The 15,206-nt window shown below is 59.9% G+C and carries 13 protein-coding genes; 7 read left to right on the top strand and 6 right to left on the bottom strand.

The genetic code is table 11. The features are described from left to right. The first annotated feature begins 161 nt into the window (after positions 1 to 161). Positions 162 to 1,373, top strand: a complete 1,212-nt coding sequence (locus tag AC6RUA_RS19170) for a Tm-1-like ATP-binding domain-containing protein (protein ID WP_499816112.1) — start codon at positions 162 to 164, stop codon at positions 1,371 to 1,373. A 73-nt stretch (positions 1,374 to 1,446) separates the two neighbouring features. Here the strand turns inward: AC6RUA_RS19170 and AC6RUA_RS19165 are convergent, their stop codons facing one another. From AC6RUA_RS19165 to AC6RUA_RS19145, 5 genes are all read right to left on the bottom strand, one after another. After that, complete coding sequence (locus AC6RUA_RS19165) at positions 1,447 to 2,274, bottom strand: phosphoenolpyruvate hydrolase family protein (protein WP_499816111.1); 828 nt, start codon at positions 2,272 to 2,274, stop codon at positions 1,447 to 1,449. Positions 2,275 to 2,581: 307 nt separating this feature from the next. After that, entirely contained in the window at positions 2,582 to 2,782 is a 201-nt protein-coding gene (locus AC6RUA_RS19160; protein ID WP_499816110.1) for a hypothetical protein, read from the bottom strand. Positions 2,783 to 3,047: 265 nt separating this feature from the next. Next, on the bottom strand, positions 3,048 to 3,317 hold the full coding sequence (locus AC6RUA_RS19155) for a hypothetical protein (protein ID WP_499816109.1): 270 nt from the start codon (positions 3,315 to 3,317) through the stop codon (positions 3,048 to 3,050). 118 nt (positions 3,318 to 3,435) lie between these two features. Beyond that, positions 3,436 to 4,521 (bottom strand): ABC transporter ATP-binding protein, encoded by a 1,086-nt coding sequence (locus AC6RUA_RS19150; RefSeq protein ID WP_499816108.1) that lies wholly within the window; start codon positions 4,519 to 4,521, stop codon positions 3,436 to 3,438. Next, positions 4,518 to 5,570, bottom strand: a complete 1,053-nt coding sequence (locus tag AC6RUA_RS19145) for an ABC transporter ATP-binding protein (protein ID WP_499816107.1) — start codon at positions 5,568 to 5,570, stop codon at positions 4,518 to 4,520. Before AC6RUA_RS19145 ends, AC6RUA_RS19150 begins: the two co-directional genes overlap by 4 nt. Before the next feature lie 132 nt (positions 5,571 to 5,702). Here AC6RUA_RS19145 and AC6RUA_RS19140 point away from each other — a divergent pair, with 132 nt between their 5' ends. The 3 genes from AC6RUA_RS19140 (at position 5,703) to AC6RUA_RS19130 (ending at position 10,053) form a co-directional block, all read left to right on the top strand. Continuing rightward, on the top strand, positions 5,703 to 7,874 hold the full coding sequence (locus AC6RUA_RS19140) for an ABC transporter permease subunit (RefSeq protein ID WP_499816106.1): 2,172 nt from the start codon (positions 5,703 to 5,705) through the stop codon (positions 7,872 to 7,874). Between the two features lie 164 nt (positions 7,875 to 8,038). Beyond that, a complete protein-coding gene (locus AC6RUA_RS19135; protein ID WP_499816105.1) occupies positions 8,039 to 9,175 on the top strand; it encodes an ABC transporter substrate-binding protein in 1,137 nt (378 codons plus the stop codon). Then, the gene (locus AC6RUA_RS19130; protein WP_499816104.1) at positions 9,172 to 10,053 is read left to right on the top strand and encodes a hypothetical protein; all 882 of its coding nucleotides are present in this window, start codon (positions 9,172 to 9,174) and stop codon (positions 10,051 to 10,053) included. The genes AC6RUA_RS19135 and AC6RUA_RS19130 overlap by 4 nt, the downstream gene beginning before the upstream one ends. 141 nt (positions 10,054 to 10,194) lie before the next feature. On the opposite strand, the gene AC6RUA_RS19125 is transcribed toward AC6RUA_RS19130, so the two are convergent. After that, positions 10,195 to 11,319, bottom strand: coding sequence for an outer membrane protein assembly factor BamB family protein (locus AC6RUA_RS19125; protein WP_499816103.1), 1,125 nt, complete (start codon positions 11,317 to 11,319; stop codon positions 10,195 to 10,197). A gap of 142 nt (positions 11,320 to 11,461) precedes the next feature. Here AC6RUA_RS19125 and AC6RUA_RS19120 point away from each other — a divergent pair, with 142 nt between their 5' ends. The 3 genes from AC6RUA_RS19120 to AC6RUA_RS19110 all read left to right on the top strand — a co-directional run bounded on the left by AC6RUA_RS19120 (position 11,462) and on the right by AC6RUA_RS19110 (position 15,177). Continuing rightward, complete coding sequence (locus tag AC6RUA_RS19120; RefSeq protein WP_499816102.1) at positions 11,462 to 12,049, top strand: hypothetical protein; 588 nt, start codon at positions 11,462 to 11,464, stop codon at positions 12,047 to 12,049. 630 nt (positions 12,050 to 12,679) lie between these two features. Beyond that, positions 12,680 to 12,970, top strand: coding sequence for a hypothetical protein (locus tag AC6RUA_RS19115; protein ID WP_499816101.1), 291 nt, complete (start codon positions 12,680 to 12,682; stop codon positions 12,968 to 12,970). A 74-nt stretch (positions 12,971 to 13,044) separates the two neighbouring features. After that, the gene (locus AC6RUA_RS19110) at positions 13,045 to 15,177 is read left to right on the top strand and encodes a S9 family peptidase (RefSeq protein ID WP_499816100.1); all 2,133 of its coding nucleotides are present in this window, start codon (positions 13,045 to 13,047) and stop codon (positions 15,175 to 15,177) included. The last annotated feature ends 29 nt before the right edge of the window (positions 15,178 to 15,206 follow it).

The following is a 15,206-nucleotide window of genomic DNA, read 5'->3' as shown; positions in this document are numbered from 1 at the left end:
CAAACGGAACTACCGGACATCTACTCATTAAACCTTTCTACTGGACTCATCTCGCGTCCCATGGTATCCGCCGGGCCAGGATGTGTTGTGCCCACGTATGTAAAAATATAAACAGAATGAATTATTAGGGGTATCTCGGATGGGTAACGTGGAGTCTCAGAATGAGCATCGTAATCGTCGGCACGCTCGATACGAAAGGCGAGGAACTCTCCTTCGCCCGGGAGGTCATCGAAGCCCAGGGACTCGACGTCCACCTCGTCGACACGGGCGTCGTGGATGACCCGGAGGTAGACCCGGAGACCAGCGCCGCGGAGGTGGCCGAGGCCGCCGGAACGTCCCTCGAGCACCTGCGCGAGGAGGCCGACCGGGGGGAGGCCATGGACGCGATGGGTAGGGGCGCCGCCTCGATCGTCAGAGACCTCCACGAGGAGGGAACCCTCGAGGGAGTGCTCGGACTCGGCGGGTCCGGCAACACCTCCGTCGCCACGACCGCGATGCGAGCGCTCCCCTACGGGGTGCCCAAGCTGATGGTCTCGACGATGGCCTCCGGCGACGTGCGCCCGTACGTCGAGGCGCGCGACATCATGATGCTGTACTCGGTCGCCGACATCGAGGGGTTGAACCAGCTCACCCGGCGCATCATCTCGAACGCCGCGCTCGCGATGGTCGGCATGGTCGCCACCGACCCCGACATCGACGTCGAAGACAACCCCACCGTCGGCATCACCATGTTCGGCGTCACGACCCCGTGCGCCCAACGAGCGCGCGAGTGGCTCGAAGACAACGGCTACGAGGTGCTCGTCTTCCACGCGACGGGGACGGGCGGGCGCGCGATGGAGAACCTCGTCGAACAGGGCATCATCGACGGTGTCCTCGACATCACCACGACCGAGTGGGCGGACGAACTCGTGGGGGGCGTCCTGAGCGCGGGCCCCGACCGACTCGAGACGCCCGGCCGGATGGGGGTACCGCACGTGGTGTCGACGGGCGCGCTCGACATGGTGAACTTCGGGACGCCCGATTCGGTCCCCGACGAGTTCGAGGGGCGGCAGTTCCACCAGCACAACCCGCAGGTCACGCTCATGCGCACCACGCCCGAGGAGAACGCCGAACTCGGCCGCATCATCGCCGGGAAGCTGAACGAGGCGACGGGACCGACCGCGCTGTTCCTCCCGCTGCAGGGCGTCTCGATGATCGACGTGGAGGGAGAGGACTTCTACGACCCCGAGGCCGACCGGGAACTGTTCGACGCGCTCCGTGAGAACATCTCCGACAGCGTGGAACTCGTCGAGATGGACACCGACATCAACGACGAGGAGTTCGCGGTGGCGATGGCCCGCAAACTCGACGAGTACATGACCGAAACTACCTGAGCCGAGTCGGGTCGCGGCGAACACCGTTCCCGGCCGGGTTGCGAGGGGACTGCCCCGGCTCAGACCGGGCAGGTCAGAACTCGATGGATTTGAACTCGCGGGCCTGGTTCTCGATGGCCTCCTCGGTGGGGAGCCGTTCGAGACTGGACGCGCCGAAGAAGCCGACGACGCCCTCGGTGTTGTTGAGGACGTACTCGGCGTCGTCGGGCCACGCGATGGGGCCGCCGTGACAGATGACCAGCGCGTCGTCGTTCACGTCGGTGGCGGCGTCGTGGATCGCCTGCACCCGGTCGGCGGCCTCGTCGAGGTCGAAGGCGGTCTCGGCGCCGATGTCGCCGCTCGTGGTGAGGCCCATGTGGGCGACGACGACGTCGGCGCCGACCTCTGCCATCGCGCGAGCGTCGTCCTCGTCGAAGACGTACGGGCAGGTGAGCAGTCCCTTCTCGTTGGCGAGTTCGACCATGTCGACCTCCTGCTGGTAGCTCATGGCGGTCTCCTCGAGGTTCTGTCGGAACTGGCCGTCGATGAGTCCGACGGTGGGGAAGTTCTGGACGCCGGAGAAGCCGAGGCGCTTGAGTTCGTCGAGGAAGACGTCCATCTCGCGGAAGGGGTCGGTCCCGCAGACGCCGGCCAGCACGGGGGTGTCCTGGACGATGGGGAGGACCTCGCGGGACATGTCGAGGACGATTTCGTTGGCGTCGCCGTAGGGGAGGAGGCCGGCGAGCGAGCCGCGGCCGTTCATGCGGTAGCGGCCGGAGTTGTAGATGATGATGAGGTCGACGCCGCCTCGCTCGGCGAACTTCGCGGAGATACCGGTCCCGGCGCCGGCCCCGATGATGGGATCGCCCGCGTCGACGCTCTGCTCGAGTTTTCCGAGTGACTCTGATTTACTGAACTCCATTCACATCACCTGTCACTAGGTGGAGACAGCGATCTATTAACATTTTCGACAATTGAGAGCGGCTAGTCAAATGATCGTTGCGTCTCTCTCGTATTTCACTTCAGGTCAACGTCCGTCGGAGTCGTGATTCAGAGGGTCGGGATGTCATTGGCCACTGCGACGCGGTGATCAAGTGACGCTGGACCGGCTCCGGTGCGTTTCGGGCTGCGACGAAAAGGCGCCACGTGGTCGGAACCGAGCGTGACTGTGCTTTCGCGACGGGAGGTCCCCAAGCCGCTGGTCCGTAGTGTACCCCTTTCGGCTATTATCAGTCAAGCACGCTCTCGTCTCTCGGCAGGGTCCGCCGTCTACTTCTACAGACGAGGAGGAGCCCTCCGGTGAGGAGAACAGTTACCAGCGAGAGCGAAAACGCGAGAATGGTGGCAATGTACGAAGCTGTTCCCTGTTCGATGACAGGGAGGACAGCCAAGAGGGCGACGAGTATCAGGACGTGAACGGAAAACAGCATCAGCATTCCTCGTCTGTGCTGACACAACGTCCGCAGGAGTTTTCCTAACATCGGTCTCTCCCTGCGTCGCGAGAGACGTGTCTGCCTCGTGCTGCCGATGCGCGAGACGAAACCAGGCTCCCAGATGCGAGACAGTCCCGATCGAACGAAGTCAAGTTCTCCACCATGACTGATCTTGTTCGATGGGAAATACATAAAAACGATGTTGGTTACAGTTCGCTCAATCATCGGGAACTGTTACTCCGCTTTCCGAAACGGGTGGGGGTCAGTCGGCGGTCTTGAGGTATGGTGCGAGCACCCGAAGGAGCTGGAGGAATCCAAAGATGGCAAGAAGGGTGACCGGGACCAACACGGCGACCGATCCGACGATTCCCGCCATGATCGGCATCCCAATCCGGTCAAGCGCGACCCCGCCTCCGATGGAGATGGCCTCCACAAGGAGGAAACTCACCGCCAGCAAGTGGTCGCTGAGGAACTCCGTGGCTCGCTCCCCCACATTGCGCTCCGTCTGTGGGTTGACGACTGCGTCACTCATGTTACACGGACAATCCAGACGATAGATATATACTTTTCGCGGAAGCGTGGATCGTGGCTGGTCGGTCGTCAGCTTCCATACGGGAGAATGCTCGGCCCAGCCGATCCGCAGGCCGGAGTTAGCGTTCGGCGTCTGCGAGCGGTTCGCTCTCCCAGTACGGGTGGTCGTCGAACGCCCGATAACATGCAACCTGTTGCTTTGTCTCCCCGTCAGCCTCCCGGAGTTCTGGGTGCTCTTGGGTGCAAGTCTCCCGAGCTTTTGGACAGCGGGTATGGAACCGGCACCCGCTCGGTGGATCGACAGGGTCTGGAATATCAATGCTCCGCACCGGGAGGTCGTCAAATTCGCTGTGCTCGGCAGGATTGATATCTGGCGAGGCCCATCTGAGTGCCTTCGTATACGGGTGTTGGGGATTATGAATGATCTCGTCAGGAGTGCCGATCTCGACGATTTCTCCAAGATACATGATAGCGATTCGCCCGTTGGCTCGCCCTGCTAGGTACCGAGCGTTAGAGAGGTTGTGCGAAATATAGATGAACGAAGTTCCCCAGAGTTCCTGCAGTTCGAGCATGAGATCCATAATTTCAAGCCGAAGCGAGACGTCAAGCGCCGACACCGCTTCGTCTGCGAGGATGAGGTCGGGGTTCATCAGGAAAACCCGGATAAGAGCGACCCGCTGCTGTTCTCCACCGCTCAACTGGTGGGGATATCGACCGATGTAGTCTTCGGCAGGTGCCATGCCGACGTACTCCAAGAGCGTCAGGATGCGTTCCTGCCGCTCGGCGTTACTCATCTCGGGGCGGCTGTTCTTCAGTGGCTCCAACAGCGTCGACTTGATCGTCCGGTTCGGATTCAGTGAGCTACCCGGATCTTGATGAATGTGTTGGAGCGAACGACGAATCTCCGCATACGGTACTGTGACTTCGCCTTCCCTCCGCTTCGCGGCCCGGATATCCTGCCCTCGGAACTTTATGCTCCCAGCCGTCGGCTGCTGGAGACCGATCGCTACTTTGCCGAGCGTCGTCTTGCCGCACCCGCTCTCGCCGACGACCACGAGCACTTCACCCTCACGGATGTCGATTGAGACGCCGTCGACGGCCCGGACGGTGTTGGGCTCAGAGAAAGCATTCCGGAGCCCGCGTTCCTTGGTCTGGAAGTGCACCGCGACATCCTCCATACGAAGGACAGGTTCCTCAACGCTCATGACGAATCATCCCAGTCAAGGGGAATCGCTTCGGCGGACTGCTCCCAGTGGAAGCACGCGGCTTGGTGGTCGGCGTCCACTTCGAAGAATCCAGGGTCATTGTTTAGGCACTCTTCATCGGCGAGTGGACATCGAGGATGGTATGAGCACCCCGATGGAACGTTAACCGGGTCGGGGCTCGTTCCCTCTATCGGCGCCATGTCGTCGAATGGGGTATGGAGATTCGGGGTCGACTTCAGGAGCGCTCTCGTATACGGGTGGGCTGCGTTCTGGATGAGCTCCTCGACTGGTCCGCGCTCCACGAACTCGAACGCGTACAGCACTGCGATTCTGTCGGCGAGATCGGCGACGAGTTCGAGGTCGTGCGTGATGAAAATCACCGTCAGACCGTACTCGTCTTGAATTTCTTGGATTAGTGAAAGGATTGAACGCTGCATCAGCAGGTCAAGCGCGGCCGTCGGCTCATCCATCACGAGAACTTGCGGTTCGAGCACGAGACTTAGAGCGATAAACGCCCGTTGTTTCATTCCGCCGCTCAGCTCGTGAGCGTACGAGTCAAAAATACGCTGTGGATCCAAGTAGAGGTCCGAAAGAAGTTGCCGCGCCCGTTCCATCCCTTCGTTCACGTTCGCGTCGTGCTCCTCCAGCGTCTCCTCGAACTGTTTTCCGATTTTGATGACGGGATTGAACGAGTCGAGGGCCGCCTGTGACACCATCGCGACTTCCTCCCAGCGGAAGCGGCGAGTCTCTTCAGAGGAGAGACTGAGCACATCAGTCGGCGTGTTAGGCGTCTCGTGATATGTGATCTCGCCAGTGAGAACACCTGGGTTCGGAATAGCGTCTAGTAGAGCATCGGCGAACATCGACTTTCCACTCCCGCTCTCCCCGACCACAGCGAGGATCTCTTCTCGTTCGATGTCGATAGTAACGTCGTCGAGCACCTTTGACGTCCCCCGTTGCATGTCGAACCTGACGGACGCGTTCTTTACCTCCATGATCGGGTCACGGGCGGCCGTTCCCCTCCGTTGGAGTTCCCTTTGATCGTTCATCGTGCGCTCTCACACGAGAATTACCATCATCGTATATAAGGATTGGTGCCAGTAGCGAGGACCGACGCGTCGGCTCACTCGGTCGGTTATACCCACCAAAGTGTTAAGTCAGTGTGTGGGATTCACTCACTCATGGCGTCTAGAGACCAGACGAGCGTCGTACATAGACTATTAGCTGGGAGTGAGACAATCCTCGGCAACTACTACGTGAACCGCGTATTACAGATGCTGGTCACGCTCTACGCCGTCGTCACGATCTCCTTCGTCATCATTCGGTTTCTCCCGGGCGGACCGATGCAGGCACTGAAGACAAAGTTACTCCAGCGGAGCCGGCAGACAGGAGAGGCGTTCGACGAACAGCGGGTCGACAACCTCGTCGAAGCGTATGTGGCCGTCAATCCCGATAAGCCGATTCTGGAACAGTACGTCAACTATATCGCGAGTATCGCAACCGGGGACTTTGGCCAGTCGTTTGTCTACCAAGAGCCGGTGACGCAGATTATGGCTGAAGCCCTTCCGTGGACGCTCCTGTTGTTTGGTTTTGCAACGATTTTGACCTTTGTGGTCAATATCGCACTTGGGTCTTTGATGGCGTACGCCGAGCGAAGCAAGTTCGACTCAGCTATCAGCCTCTACTCTATCGTCAGCGCTTCCGTTCCCTTCTACATCCTAGCGGTCGTCCTGATTTTGTTCTTCGGTGATATCCTAGAGCTGTTCCCGACGTCCGGCAAGATGAACACGATGGTTCCGGCTGGGTTCAACATACCGTTCATCGCTGGCATCCTCCATCACATGACGCTGCCGATGCTCTCTATCGTCCTCACGAGCGGAGCGACCAGCCTTGCGATGCGAGCGAACAGCATCAGCGTTCTAGGCGAGAACTACGTCAGAGTTGCCCGTCTTAGGGGGCTCACCTCCTATACGGTCGCGACACAGTACGTCGGTCGGAACGCGATTCTACCGATGTACACAAGCATGATGATACGCCTCGGGACGCTCTTCGGCGGTTCGGTCGTACTCGAGACCGTCTTTGGGTACTCGGGACTCGGCTACGTCCTCTTCAGCGCGATCGAGAGCCGCGACTACTCGCTGATGATGGGAGGGTTTATCCTCATCACGGCGATGATCGTGCTCGGACTGTTTATCGCGGACCTCACGTACGGCTTCCTGGACCCGCGTATCAGAGCTTCTGATAGCGAATCATTCGGAACCGCACTCGGGTTCCAGGGAGCCGTCAACTGGCTTCGCTCGTTGATCTCATCCGGTTCTACCGCCTCGACGCCAGACGAACGAGTCGCTCGGAACGGCGGTAACAACACTGAGTCCGTCCTGAACTTCGATACCGGCTCCGAGTACAACTCGGACCTTTCGAACAGGGAGAGGCTCACCAAACTCTTCGATACATACGTCTACGCACCCCTCATGGTGCTGTGGAGCGACTGGCGTGGGAAGGTCGGACTGTCCATTGTCGCAGTGTACGTCTTCGCGGGAACGTTCGGGGTGGTCCTCTTCGACATCCCACGAGCCCACGAGCATCCGCGACTGGTACCGCCCCTCCAAGACTTGTCCTACCCCCTCGGAACGGGACAACTGGGGATGAACCTGCTCGAACAGATGATCCACGCCACGCCCGCGATGCTGCAGATGATCACGTCCGGCGCGCTATTCGCCACGAGCGTTGCCGTGTTCCTCGGTATTCTCGCCGGTTACCGCGGCGGCGCCGTCGACAGAATCCTCATGACGGTTGCTGACATCGCGATGTCAATTCCGGGGCTCCCCCTCATTATGGTCTTGGCGGTCGTGTTCTCGCCGGAGAACCCATGGCTGGTAGGAATTCTCCTGACTATCAACGCTTGGGGCGGGACGGCTCGCACCATCCGGTCGGAGGTGTTGTCGGTCCGTGAATCCGCGTACATCGAATCGGGACGGACTATGGGGACGTCGACCCTGAAGATCCTACTCCAAGACGTCCTCCCGAACGTTCTCCCCTACTCGCTCATCATGTTCGTTCAGAAGGCCCGGGTCGTCATCTTCGGTTCTGTCGCCCTGTACTTCCTCGGGGTTCTCCCGTTCAGTAAGCCCAATTGGGGGGTCGTATTGAACCAAGCATTCTACCAAGGGTCGATGGCGTCGCTCTCGGCCATCCATTGGGTTCTGGTCCCCATTCTGACTATCGTGGTGCTCTCGTCGGGACTCGTCCTCATCTCCCAAGCCGCAGACGCGCTGACGAACCCGCGTGTTCGCGCCCGTCACGCTAAGACTATCGACGAGAGCGAAACCGGCGCGACACCAGCTCCCCGCTAGACGTTCCCCCTTTCTGGTCAAGGCGCGTCGCCGTGTCCCAGTTGGCATTCGTGACCGCCTGCGAGTTGATTAGATATCATCTCCCGTTCAGCCGACTAGACGCCCTTGGAGTGGTAATGTACGTTACATAATGTTTATTACTACCTAAATCACTTCGTGATACGATGTCACAGGATGACACAGTGCGGTTTCTGGATAGACGCAGATTCCTCGGGATCGCTGGTGGGGCTTCGATGATCGCCATCGCCGGGTGTAGCAGCGAGTCGCAGGGCACTCCGACCAGTACCGAAGCCGGTGACGTAGGGGTCCAAACACCAACACCGAGCGACGACACCGACACGACAACGGAGTCGGCCGATACGGAGGCGAGTGGACAGTTGGTCGACGACGTCTACGTCTCGGCGATGGAACAAGCGAGTACCGGGCTGCACTGGAACCCCTATAACCTCCAGAACCAGTCACCAATCTGGACCGACTACGACCCCATCGTCTACTTCAACCAGTTCTCCCAGAATTTCGAGGGATTCACCGCAGAGGAGTGGAAGTTCGAGGGGGACTCGCTCCTGGTGACGCTCCGGGACGGCTACGAGTGGCTCAACGGAGACCCGCTCACCGCTCAAGATTACAAGATTAACCAGGAGCTCACAAACTACATCACGGGGATGGAAGCGAACGCGAAGGCCGACGAAGAACTGCTGGACGAGTGGATGGGCAAGATGGAAGTCGTCGACGACAAGTCCTTCCGGATTCCGCTCAAGCGGACCGAGGTGAGTGAGAACATCAACCTTCACATGACGATCGGTCGGCGTAACGCGTTCGCCGTTACCGGCGCCGGGACGTTCATGGGCGCGGCTCCGCGACACATCTTTCGTTCGAAACTCGAAGAGATCAGGAACGCGAGCGGGGACGCCCGACAGGAGGCGATACGGAACCTGATCACATCGAAGGTCGAAGAGCCGGAAGGATTCGGCCCCTACAAAATCGAGGAGGTACGGTCGGAAAACGAGATCCACACTGTGAAACGTGAGAGCGGTTGTCCCTTCCTAGACCGCTACCCGGTACCGACATGGGACTACCAGTGGGTGTCGAACGAGCAGACGATTCAAGCGATCGTCAACCACCGGATCGACCACTACGGTCAGCTCCGATTCCCCGATGAGGTCGATGTTCCGGACGACATCAAGTACGTCCCGAGCCCCCATCCAAACACGTTCGACTCCGGACAGATCCACTTCAACCCGAACCACGACGACTGGGGAAAACGAACGTCCGGAAAGCAGCCACCTACGCGATCAACATGATACAGGCGGCGCGCAGCGTTCCCCGGACCCCCATCTTCACGGCGCTCAGTGGTCTAGACCAGAGCCGGGCGATCGAGGAGAACTGGATCAGCGAGGTCATCGGTGACTTTACTCAGTACCACCAAGGCGGTGGCAAGGTCGCTCTCGGCCCGGATCTCATTTCTCAGGAGGAAGCCATTAGTCGGGCTACGACGCTACTTGAAGAGGAGGGGTACACCAAGGATGGTCGGTGGTGGAAGCGCCCCGACGGGTCAACGTTCTCGGTGACTATCGACTTCTTCTCAGGGTGGACCGCCTCCGCGGTTGAGACCCAGTCGGTGATCAGCGACCTACGGAGCTTTGGCATCCAGGCTGAGGGGAACGGGATGGAGTCGAACACGATGCTGCAGGACGTCGTCGAGAACTCTTCGCCCGACGCCTACGAGGTCGTCTGGACAGTCTGTCAATACATGCAGGGATCGACGTTCCCCCACCCACTGTCCGCGTACAACTGGTATTTCAACAGCGACCCCGCGCAGAACCACGTCTTCTGGCAGGACAGGGAGGTGGAAGTCCCAATGCCCATCGGCGACACGGAGGGAAGCCTCGAAACGGTGAACCCGACACAACTGAGCCGGGAACTCGCAACGACCACTGACGAGGCGCGTCAAAAAGAACTTGTCCAGCAACTCGCGTGGACATTCAACCAAGCCGCTATCTCGTTCCCTGTCGACCAAGCCGTCAAGCAGAACCAGTTCAACACCGACAACTGGCAAATTCCGGAACCCGGCGGAACCACCGAGAGCGGTGACGTCCGCATGACGAAATGGGCCATCGAGACGTACGGCGATCCGAAGATGGCGTTCCACAAGGGTTATCTTAAGCCGAAATACGAGTAAGAAACGCTGCATTGCCCCACCTCATCGTCACTGGTCCACCAGGCCGACGACCCAGCACCCATCCCCTATTCGAACAACACCCCCACCCACTACCCGACGGGTCGCCTCGGCGTCAAAAAGCGCTAACGGTAAAATCGCGGGTCATGTGAGTGAGTAGATGTAGTTGTCGTATTCCTCTCCTGCTGATTGCTTCAGACAGATCCCATGGTATACATTCGATGCAGCGACGGCTGGGGCGTAGTGACTATCGGAGTACGCAGAGACGTCGTGAGACCAGCGTAGTGAGCCGTCGGCCCTGTCGAGGGCGTAGAGGGAGACGCCGCCGACGTACACCGTCTCCCCACCGATGGAAAGGTCGATGCCTGAACTGTCTGTCGTCGTGTGCCACCGTGTCCGTCCTCTGTCGGAATCTAGCGCGTAACACTCGCCGCCTTCGTCCTTCACGTACAGCGTGTCGTCTGTGATGGCCGGTGAGGTCCGGATACCGGTTCCAAGGTTCCGAGTCCATCGCTCGTCGCCGGTGGCTGCGTCTACCGCGTAGACGGTTCCGCTGGCGTCGCCGAAGTAGATGATGCCGTTCCTGACGGCCGGAGCGGAGACGACGGGAGCATCTGCGGTCACCATCCACGACCGCCGTCCGGTTGAGACGTCCACCGCGAACAGACGTCCTCCCCGCTCCTCCGGACGAGCGTCGAGCCGAACCCCCGCCGTGCAGTACACGGTTCCGTTGACGACAGCGGGAACATCGCCGATCTGACTGCGGCCGTTACCGCCGACGCGGAACGTCCACATCAATTCGCCCGTCGTCCCATCGATCGCCCGGATGTACCCCCCGTCTCCCCTTCTACCACCGAAGAACACCGTTCCGTCTGCGACAACCGGTGACGTCGTCACCGGATTGTCAACTTCCCACGCGACGGCCCCGTCGGCGACCGCGAACGCAGAAAGTCGTCCGACCCCGTCCGCCCGACCAGCGACGTAGAGGATTTTCCCCTTTCCCCCGACTGCGGGGGAGAAGTTTCCAGTAACGACGTCGGTCTCGACGTACCACCGTTTTCGTCCCGTCGTGAGGTCAAGTGCATACACGTTTCGGCCGCCCCCCGTGAACAGCGTGCCGTGGGCGACGACGGGAGTCGACGTGATGTTCCCGACGCCCGAGCGCCAGTCGCTATCGGCGGACTCGCCAGCACCGCCAGCGCGTGGGTTCCACCCCGTATTCGCCGCGTCGTACCGCTTCAACCGCCAGCTGTCGCCGCCGTCGGTCATATCGACCGGGGTCCGTGGTTCCGTCATCGTTCCGGTATTGACGCTGGGGGCCACACACCCTCCCAGAGTCGCTGATCCGCAGAGCGCTAGGAACCGCCGTCGTCGAATAGGGGCGCTGTCGCCTCGTCCAGTATGTGACAGCGTGCCACTCATCATGGATGCCGAGAAGAAGTTCGAGAACATAAAGTTCCGGGCGCTCAAACGTAACTTAGTCACCAGCCGGATCCGTCGGACCCTTCTAGACCGTTTGCGATGGACGTCGGGAGACCCTCGTTCGGCCGTATTATCGGGGGCTGGTTTGACCGGCGGAGGGACTCTATCGACAAGAACTCAGCACGAACAGGCCTACCCGGACCAGTTAATACTGTGCATTAATGAACACTCTTTTCCGGTCAGGCCGGACATTGATGCGGAGTACATTCGGACATCTTATTGCGAGGAATTCGTAGCCGGAAGGACGAGGGTTAAAACCAGGTTCCCGGGAGATGATCCGGTGTACGCATCACCGACCTTCGGAAGGCACGCGGACGCCTTCTCGGATATCAACCGAGGAAACGAGTCTGGCGGGAAAGACAATACTCTGCTTCCTTCCCTGAATTTCCCACCGTCCAGCGACAGAACTCAGACGACGAAGAGACCTTCCGGCGATGACGAAGACACTCACTCGGTCGTTTCTCACTCGCCCTACCGAACGCCGACGACGGTTGATAAGTCCATTAAACAGGGGTGACCCAGCGATGACTCCCCGCCTGGCGCGGGTCCCTCACTGAATAGGTAGAGATGATTTATCTGTGCGTACCATTCCACATAGCTGACTCATCCCCATCGCCACCTCAGAGGAGTACCTGCGACCGGCTAATACCAAGAACGATGTATCCTGTGTTCATTGGTCACAATACTCAAAACCTCGACTATTGATGTAGTCCCCAACGGATATCCGCTCTCGACGGAAACACCACCGCCGGTAAATCACGGGAACACGCTCGTGTCGCCAATAACCACCCAGAGACTGGTCGCGCAATATACCGGTGTTTGCCAGCTGGATCGCCCGTCTCGCCACTGCTGGAGCCGGACGACTACATGGATGACAATGTAACCCTGCGACCCGGTACTTGTCGGAATGGCACCAGAAGTACAACGTTTCGGAGACGAAGACCGTGAGTGTTCCCCGGACTGGTGTCGCCGGTACTCGTGTCTGACCGCTTCTCCATCCTCGGAAGGGCCGCGGGTGGGCCGTTGCGGAGGTGTTCTATGCTCCTGGACTCGACGGCCGATGATTCGACGAGAATCGAGGCAGTCAACCCGGTACGGATCTTCTCACCCCCCTAGCATTAATTACTCTTCGTCAGTGCAGTACGCTATGGCTGAGGAGATGACACCGAGGGCCGATAACTCGTTCCAGGACTTGTTGAGCGATGTCCAAGAGTACCAAAACGACCTCGAGGAGGCTATCCCGGACATCGGTCTCGAGTGGAAAACCGAGAAGGCTCTGGGGTCGGACTTCGATGTGCGCGTGTTTCACGAGGCCCTGCTCGAGAACGGCCCCACCCCGCTGCCCATGCTCGAGGACCACATCAGTTCCTGGATAGCGAACCGCGGTGAGTCAGGCGATGCCACTCTCGACAACGACGGGGAGCCAGCAGGCAAATGACGATACGAGACGCGTACGAACGGGCCGAATCATTCCTGCCGAAGAACAGCGAGTCGCTCGTCCTGAACGACGACGTGGACGTCAACTGGGTCGGCGAGCGTGACCGGTTCTGGTTCCGCCACGAGCATCGTGACGGTTCGGAGTTCGTGGTGGTCGACGCGGCGACCGGTGAGACGTCGGCGGCGTTCAATCACGAACGAATAGCGAGCGTCCTCGCGGACGAAACCGGCGAGTCGTACGACGCTACGGACCTCCCGTTCGACGAGTTCGAGTTCGTCGACAACGAGTCTGCCGTCCGATTCGAGATAGCCGGGGGCCGCTACGAATGCGAGCTATCCTCGTACGACTGCCGAGAGGTAACTGTCGAGGAGCGTCCCGAAGAATCTCCGGACGGACGGTGGATCGCGTACGTCGAGGACTACGACCTCTACGTTCGCGACACCGAGTCACAGGAGGTAGTCCAACTGACCGGTGACGGAACAGAGGACTACGGGTACGCCACTCCACTCCCCTCTCCCGTCGACATGGTCGACGAGGGGACGCAATCGGTTGAGCAGACCGTCGAGGTCGAGTGGTCGCCTGACGGTCGACGACTGATGACCTACCGGTTGGACGAACGGTCCGCCGAACGGCTCGCACTCGTCCAGTCGTCACCCGATGACCGGATCCGCCCGAAACACTTCACATACACCTATGTCTTGCCTGGCGAGGTCGGAGCTCCGGTAGCGGAGCCGCTCGTCTTCGATATCGAGCGTCGAACGAGGATCCAACTGGACGTCGACCCCATCCCGCTATTGTACTTCGGTTCCGGCCCGCTGTTCGACTGGTATGATGACGGTGAGCGCCTCCACTACGTGCGTCGCTCCCGGGGCTTCGACTCCGCGTCGGTCCTCGAGATCGACGCGACGACCGGGGAGTCACGAGCACTGTGGGAGGAGGGAGCGGACACGCTCGTCGATCCGCGTATGTCGGGAGCACATCTCGTCGGGGACGGGGAGGAATTAGTGTGGACCTCCGAACGCTCCGGATGGCACCATCTGTACCTCCTCGACGGTGAGGTGGGAGGCGTGAAACACCAGATAACCGAGGGCGAGTGGGTGGTCAGGGAGGTCGTTCGAATCGACGAGGACGACCGACAGATCCTCTTCACCGCGAGCGGCCGAGAACCAGATCGGGATCCGTACCTCCGGCACCTCTATCGGGTCGGGTTCGACGGCTCCGACCTCACGCTGCTTACACCCGAACCGCTCGACCACGCTGTCGACATCTCCCCGTCCGGGGAGTACTTCGTCGATACCCGTTCGTCCGTCGACACGCCGCCGACCACGGCTGTCCGGGAAACGACTAACGGGGGTGAACTGCATACCGTCGTCGACGCCGACACGGAACGGTTACGCGATACCGGCTGGGAATCTCCCACGGTCTTCGAGGCGATCGCGGCCGACGGAGAGACGCCGATTCACGGCGTCTTCTGGCGCCCGAGTGACTTCGACTCCTCGGAGGAGTATCCCGTGGTCGAACAGGTGTACACCGGTCCGCACGACTTTCACGTCCCGAAGACGTTCGACGCCTACCTCTCGCCTGCTCAGTCGATCGCCGAGCTCGGCTTCATCGTCGTGATGGTCGACGGTCGGGGAACCGGCAGGCGGTCGAAGTCGTTCCGGGACGCGTCGTACAAGAACCTCGGTCGGACCGGTGTCGAGGACCACAAGGCTGCGATTCAACAGCTGGATGACCGCTACTCATACGTGGACGCATCGACTGTCGGAATCTACGGTCACTCGGCCGGTGGATACGATGCAGCCCACGCTCTCCTCCGGCATCCCGATTTTTACGACGTCGCCGTCGCATCCGGTGGTAATCACGATCACAGGCTTGACAAGGCGTCATGGAACGAGCTCTGGATGGGGCACCGCATCGACAGTCATTACCTCGAACAATCGAACGTTGCGAACGCCGACAAGCTGGAGGGCGAGCTGTTGTTGATGCACGGTGAGTTAGATCAAAACGTCCCTCCGTCCGCTACGTTGCAGTTCGCGAACGCACTCATGAAAGACAACAAGGATTTCAATATGTACCTCATCCCGAACGCACACCACAACCTCAGTGAACGTCCCTTCTTTCACCGGGCTCGCTGGGACTACTTCGTGACGCACCTCCGCGACGTCTCACCACCGACAGAATACGATATCGGTTCGTATCGATAGCGTCCCACCCAACGCGAAACGCACCGGTG

The organism is Halorarum sp. SLYT50, from assembly GCF_059821265.1.
This window is presented reverse-complemented; position numbering and strand designations above follow the sequence as displayed.